This is a genomic window from Janthinobacterium lyxosi, assembly GCF_051380665.1.
In the GTDB taxonomy this organism is placed as follows: domain Bacteria; phylum Pseudomonadota; class Gammaproteobacteria; order Burkholderiales; family Burkholderiaceae_D; genus Janthinobacterium.
The window spans coordinates 1-4,946 of record NZ_JBNYXM010000067.1 but is presented as its reverse complement, the minus strand read 5'-3'; the positions used below and the strand labels follow the sequence as shown (position 1 = coordinate 4,946).

The 4,946-nt window shown below is 57.5% G+C and carries 7 protein-coding genes; 4 read left to right on the top strand and 3 right to left on the bottom strand.

The annotated features are described in order from the left end of the window. Positions 1 to 94: 94 nt before the first annotated feature. From ACQ4WP_RS28830 to ACQ4WP_RS28815, 4 genes are all read left to right on the top strand, one after another. Positions 95 to 532, top strand: a complete 438-nt coding sequence (locus ACQ4WP_RS28830) for a D-Ala-D-Ala carboxypeptidase family metallohydrolase (protein ID WP_436526674.1) — start codon at positions 95 to 97, stop codon at positions 530 to 532. Then, on the top strand, positions 529 to 924 hold the full coding sequence (locus tag ACQ4WP_RS28825) for a hypothetical protein (protein ID WP_436526672.1): 396 nt from the start codon (positions 529 to 531) through the stop codon (positions 922 to 924). Before ACQ4WP_RS28830 ends, ACQ4WP_RS28825 begins: the two co-directional genes overlap by 4 nt. After that, positions 921 to 1,325, top strand: coding sequence for a hypothetical protein (locus tag ACQ4WP_RS28820; protein WP_436526671.1), 405 nt, complete (start codon positions 921 to 923; stop codon positions 1,323 to 1,325). The genes ACQ4WP_RS28825 and ACQ4WP_RS28820 overlap by 4 nt, the downstream gene beginning before the upstream one ends. Before the next feature lie 342 nt (positions 1,326 to 1,667). Next, positions 1,668 to 2,285, top strand: coding sequence for a hypothetical protein (locus ACQ4WP_RS28815; protein WP_436526669.1), 618 nt, complete (start codon positions 1,668 to 1,670; stop codon positions 2,283 to 2,285). A 707-nt stretch (positions 2,286 to 2,992) separates the two neighbouring features. On the opposite strand, the gene ACQ4WP_RS28810 is transcribed toward ACQ4WP_RS28815, so the two are convergent. The 3 genes from ACQ4WP_RS28810 to ACQ4WP_RS28800 form a co-directional block, all read right to left on the bottom strand. Then, complete coding sequence (locus tag ACQ4WP_RS28810; RefSeq protein WP_436526667.1) at positions 2,993 to 3,346, bottom strand: hypothetical protein; 354 nt, start codon at positions 3,344 to 3,346, stop codon at positions 2,993 to 2,995. A gap of 42 nt (positions 3,347 to 3,388) precedes the next feature. Further along, positions 3,389 to 4,624: a tyrosine-type recombinase/integrase gene (locus tag ACQ4WP_RS28805; protein WP_436526665.1), complete on the bottom strand. Its 1,236-nt coding sequence runs from the start codon at positions 4,622 to 4,624 to the stop codon at positions 3,389 to 3,391. 93 nt (positions 4,625 to 4,717) lie between these two features. Next, a partial coding sequence (locus ACQ4WP_RS28800; protein WP_436526663.1) for a hypothetical protein occupies positions 4,718 to 4,946 on the bottom strand: 229 nt, incomplete at its 5' end.

Here is a 4,946-nt window from a genome sequence, read left to right as displayed (position 1 = left end):
GCGTGACACCGGCCTGGCCCGAGGTGCTGCTCCATTGTGGCATCGCTGCGCTAGTCTGCGTCGACCGGCGCTCATCGTTCTGGAAGGGATCGTCATGCAACTGAGTAAAAATTTCTCACTGGCCGAGTTGGTCGCCTCGCAGGTGGCCACCCGCAAGGGCATCGACAACGCGCCGGCGCCCGCCATCGTCGCCAACCTCACGCGCCTGGCCACGCTGCTGGAGCAGGTGCGCGCGCTGGTCGGTGCACCCATCGCCATTTCCAGCGGCTACCGCTCGCCCGCGCTCAACAAGGCCGTGGGCGGCGCGGCCAATAGCGCGCACGTGCTGGGTCTGGCTGCAGATATCAGCACGGCCAAGCTGGCGCCCAAGGCGCTGGCCATGCTGATCCGGCAAAGCGGCCTCGCCTTCGACCAGCTGATCTACGAGGGCACATGGGTGCACATCGCGCTGTCGGGCGGCGCGCTGCGGCGCCAGGTGCTGACGGCCAAGTTTGCCGGCGGCGCTGTTAGCTACGTGGCGGGCATCGTATGAGCGCACTGGGCACGTTGGCGGCCGGCGCCGTCAGCGGCATTTGGAAGGTGGCGACTATCGCGCTGGCCGCCATGCTGCTGGTGGTGGCCAGCGCCACCGGCACGGGCTGGTGGCTGGCCGCTGGTGATCGTAATGCCGCGCGCGCTTCGCTGGTGCAGGAGCAGGGCGTCAGCACGCAGCTGCGCAGCTCGATCACCGAGCAAAACCGAGCCATTGATGGCATGGCCAAGGCCACGATGGCAGCGCAGGAGCGCGGCGTGGCGGCGCAGGCAGCTGCCGCTGCCAAGGGCAAGAAGTACGACGCCGCTCTGACGCAGATCACTGGCGCACGCGCCGCCACCTGTGACGAGGCCATGCCGGCCGTCAGGCTGCTGCTGGAGGGCGTGCGATGAAAATTGAACTATTTAGGATTTCTGAACAGTTCGCCCTTGTGTTGCTGCTGGCCGGCTGCGGCAGCGCGCCGCCGGCACTTCAGCGGGTTGAAGTGCCCGTCTTTACACCATGTGTAAAGAAGGTGCCGGAGCGGCCGGCGTATGAGTTCGACCAGCTGGCGCCAGCAGCAACGGATGGCGAGATCGTCCTGGCACTAGCGCGGGACTGGCCGCGCGGGCGGGAATACGAGGGTGAGCTGGAGGCGATTATCGAGGGCTGTCTTAGCGTCGTAAGCACGCCTTCTGTGCAAGTGCTGGACCTGCCGCCCCGGCCGGCGGCGCAGGCGCCGAAAGAGGCGCTGCAGCCGATCCCGCCGGCGGGCTACTTCCTGACGCGGTGGCGCGAGATATTCAAGCCTTGATCCTGCAGACGGAGGAAGTTGCCGCGACGGGGCGTGCATGCCAAGCCTTTGTTCGGGCCAGTAAATAAGAAATGCAGATCTGTATAAAGTACATCGTCAGAATTTTAGTCTAGTAACGGTATCGACTTTGTTGTCGAATTAAAAAATAAGAAATTTCGTCTATCGAATTTGCCAATATGCGAAAGGTAGTGAAAATAGTCGGTAATATTGACCCATGTTAATTCATCGATAAATAGTTTCCAGTTTTCATTTGGTATTTTTTGATAATTAATTTAATTTTTAACGGCATTTTTTTGCCGTTAAATATATTTAATAACTTAAATTTATGAAATGGAGTTGAATATGCCAATTACCCCATCCGGCAAGAATACCGCCGAAACAACCGTGATGAATGTCGCTCTTTTGCATTTAAGTAAAAGTCCCTCGGCGGCTTTGGCGCTTGGTCTTAATTATCAAGTGGAGATCAATTACTCCGGCTCCAATTTGGTGACCACTGTAGGTGGAACCCTGCTCTGGGATCCAACGACTGCGATGCAGGTTCGCGACGCTCAGGGCGTTATGGGTGTTCAGTCTCCAGCAATGGGCTTGATTCATGAGCTTGCCCATGCCCTTTTTGGCTATAATGAGCCGCAGGCAACAGCTTTTGAAACGAAAGTGGCACTTGAATTGGGTGAGCCGATTCGTGCTACTTATAATGATGCGTTGGAGTATGTTACGGTGGAAAATCCAACGCAGCACACCGAGAATGGCGAATGGGTTATTCGCGATATTTTCGGGAATATCATAAAAGGTGCAAAGTACGACGGTAGCACCACGGCTCCGAAAATGGGTTGGGCTGGTACCGCTGGCTCGGCTGGAGGCAGTGGCGGTAGTGGCAGTAGTGGTGGCGGTGGTAGCGCCGGACCAAATCCGTCTACGCCCAAAAATCCACATGTGACTCCAATTCTGTTGCCGGAGTAATTTAAGTAACATTTAACTATAAACACTTTGAAATATTTAATTATTCGAGGCGTTTATGGACTCATGATGGGCTATTTTAGCCGGCATCATTAAGTCTCCGGCGCCGCAACTGCCGTAACTGCCGTCTTTACGCCTGCGTAAAGACGGTGCAGTCTTCCGGAGCGCCTGGAAGCGCAAGCAGTTCTGCATCATCCCGGCCGCCAATTTCTTTGATTCCAACTATGAAACCAGCAAGCCCCTGCGCTGACGGTGGGCTGGCGGCCCTTGCCGGCGCCTGCATGTCAGCGGATCAGGGCGGGCTCTTCTAGTTACAAATTTCGTCTTCTGGTTTCCCAAGCTTGGCAATATACTGTGTTTTTATACAGTATATTGATTGCGTTATGGACGGCACAACAAACAAGCATCAGTGGCCGGCGAAAGTGGAGGGTCGGCAGGGCATGCCTGTCCGCGTGATTATGCTGCGCAAGAAGGGGCGCCGAATTATGCGCCAGGAAATGCTCGACTCCGAGCCATTGGACGGCCTGCTTGTTTTCGAGCACATAGGGACGGGCGCATGCGTTCGCTACCATAGCTCTGCCTCGTTGCGCCGGCCAAACTCGGCTGGCTCGATCAACATTTGTAGGCCGCTTTTTGATTCCACGATGGAGCGTTTGGATGCTGATGGCCTGATACTCAAAGGGCATGAAAACGAAACAGTAGACGGGGCACTAGTCCAGTACGTCCAGGTCTGGCTTTGCATTCCCATTTTGCCCAGCGCCGTTGCAGCGGGCACCTGACGTTGCCCAGCCGGCCACGCGCTGCTGCTGATCGACCAGCACGATGACCTGGCAGCCGACGGCCGCGCTGCCGTAGTTCAGCTGCAGATATTCGCCGAGGTGTTGATAGCTGGCGGGCGTGCCGTAGTGGGCGGCGAGGGCGAAGCTGTCTTGGCCAATCAAATTGTCTCGCCCACGATCTCCGCTTCCAGCGCATCCGACAATGTTAGCTAACGCGATCCACCAATAACGTTTCATTTTCACTTCCTCAAGATGATCGAGGAGATAATAGTCCTTCGCAAGCAAGGTATTTTTGCGCCTGCGCATAGCTATGACGATGCGTCAGATTTACATTGCGGCCCCATGTATGGCTGTAACGCTCGCCGCAACTTGAACGGTGCTGCAGTAGTTTGCCCAGACCTGCATGAGCAAAATGCGCTTTTCCAGCAGGTCGCCCCTGCGATACGCTGCCTCGACCTTGTCCGGCAGGCTGTGGGCAAGCGCGTGTTCGCAAACCTCGCGCGGGAATGAGTTTGCGACCGATTCCGAGCACCAGTCCCGAAACGTCGACCGGAAGCCGTGCACGGTGATATCGTGCCGATCCATCCTTCGCAGCACGGCCGTCAGACTCATATCCGACAGGGGCGTTGCCTTTTTGCTCCCAGGGAAAACGTGCTTTTCCACGCGCGGCATCTGCTTGAGCAGAGCGATCGCTTCGGCCGATAGTGGGATGCGGTGCTCCCGGCCGGCCTTCATCCGAACCGCCGGTATGGTCCACAGCGCGCTGTCCAGGTCGATTTCCCCCCATACCGCTCCACGAACCTCGCCCGATCTGGCAGCAGTCAAGATCGCAAATTCCACGGCGCGTGCCGACATGCCCTCGCGCTGGCGCAGTTCTTTCATGAACTCGCCCACATCCTGCCACGGCAGGGCAGGGTGGTGCTTCACCCTCCCCAGCTTGTTGGGATCGGCCAGCAGGTTATCCAGGTGACCGCGCCACCTGGCCGGATTCTCGCCCACGCGGTACTTACTAACGGTTGCCCAGTCCAGGATGCTCTCGATGCGGCCCCGTAGCCTGGTGGCTGTTTCCGTTTTTTCCTGCCAGATGGGGCTCAGCACCTTGACGACCAGGCCGGTGTCGACGGCGGCCACCGGTAGGTCTCCGATAAAGGGCGCGGCGTAAGTAGCCAGTGTGTTTTCCCACTGCTCCGCGTGCTTGACGTTTTTCCAGCTGCCACGGTGCGCGGCGATGTAGGCGCTGGCGCATTGGTTGAACGTGATTGCCCGAGCGCGATCCAGCGCATCGGTCAGCTTGTCGGCAGCACGCGTTTCCAGTGGGTCTTTCCCTTCCAGCAGCAGCGCCCGGCAATCCCGCGCCTTGCCACGCGCCTCGGCCAGGGTTACAGTGTGCACGGCGCCAAGGCCCATCTCGCGCTGCTTGCGCTCGCGCGTATAGCGGAAGATCCAGCTCTTGGTGCCTGTCTTCGATACCTGCAAGTACAGGCCTGCACCATCGCCAAAATACCCAGGTGTTTTTGCCCGACTCACTGTCAATGCCGTCAATTTTTCAACCGTCCGCGCCATCTCCTACCCCCATTCCTACCCACACATAGAGTGCGGATTTTACCGTACTCAAGCGACACCAAGCGGACGAATTGGCAAAAATAACGCATAAATTCAAGGGCGTAGAGGCATCAAGCGACGTTTTGCGAACATCACTTTGGCGGACACCGTCTCCGCCAGAATCAAACAAAAAAGCCTCCCCTGCGGGAGGCTTTTTTGTTTGTCTTGACCCGTCCTGGAATAAGTTGACACTTTTTCGACGCAAAGAAGGAGTGTCAAATGGAACAAGGGTTTAGGCGCAGCCAGCGCGATTACAGTCTGGCTTTTAAATTGAGCGTTGTCG

Excerpts from the sequence above, each read along its gene's own strand:
- ACQ4WP_RS28830 (WP_436526674.1), top strand. The coding sequence starts at position 95 with ATGCAACTGAGTAAAAATTTCTCACTGGCCGAGTTGGTCGCCTCGCAG.
- ACQ4WP_RS28825 (WP_436526672.1), top strand. The coding sequence starts at position 529 with ATGAGCGCACTGGGCACGTTGGCGGCCGGCGCCGTCAGCGGCATTTGG.
- ACQ4WP_RS28820 (WP_436526671.1), top strand. The coding sequence starts at position 921 with ATGAAAATTGAACTATTTAGGATTTCTGAACAGTTCGCCCTTGTGTTG.
- ACQ4WP_RS28815 (WP_436526669.1), top strand. The coding sequence starts at position 1,668 with ATGCCAATTACCCCATCCGGCAAGAATACCGCCGAAACAACCGTGATG.
- ACQ4WP_RS28805 (WP_436526665.1), bottom strand. The coding sequence starts at position 4,624 with ATGGCGCGGACGGTTGAAAAATTGACGGCATTGACAGTGAGTCGGGCA.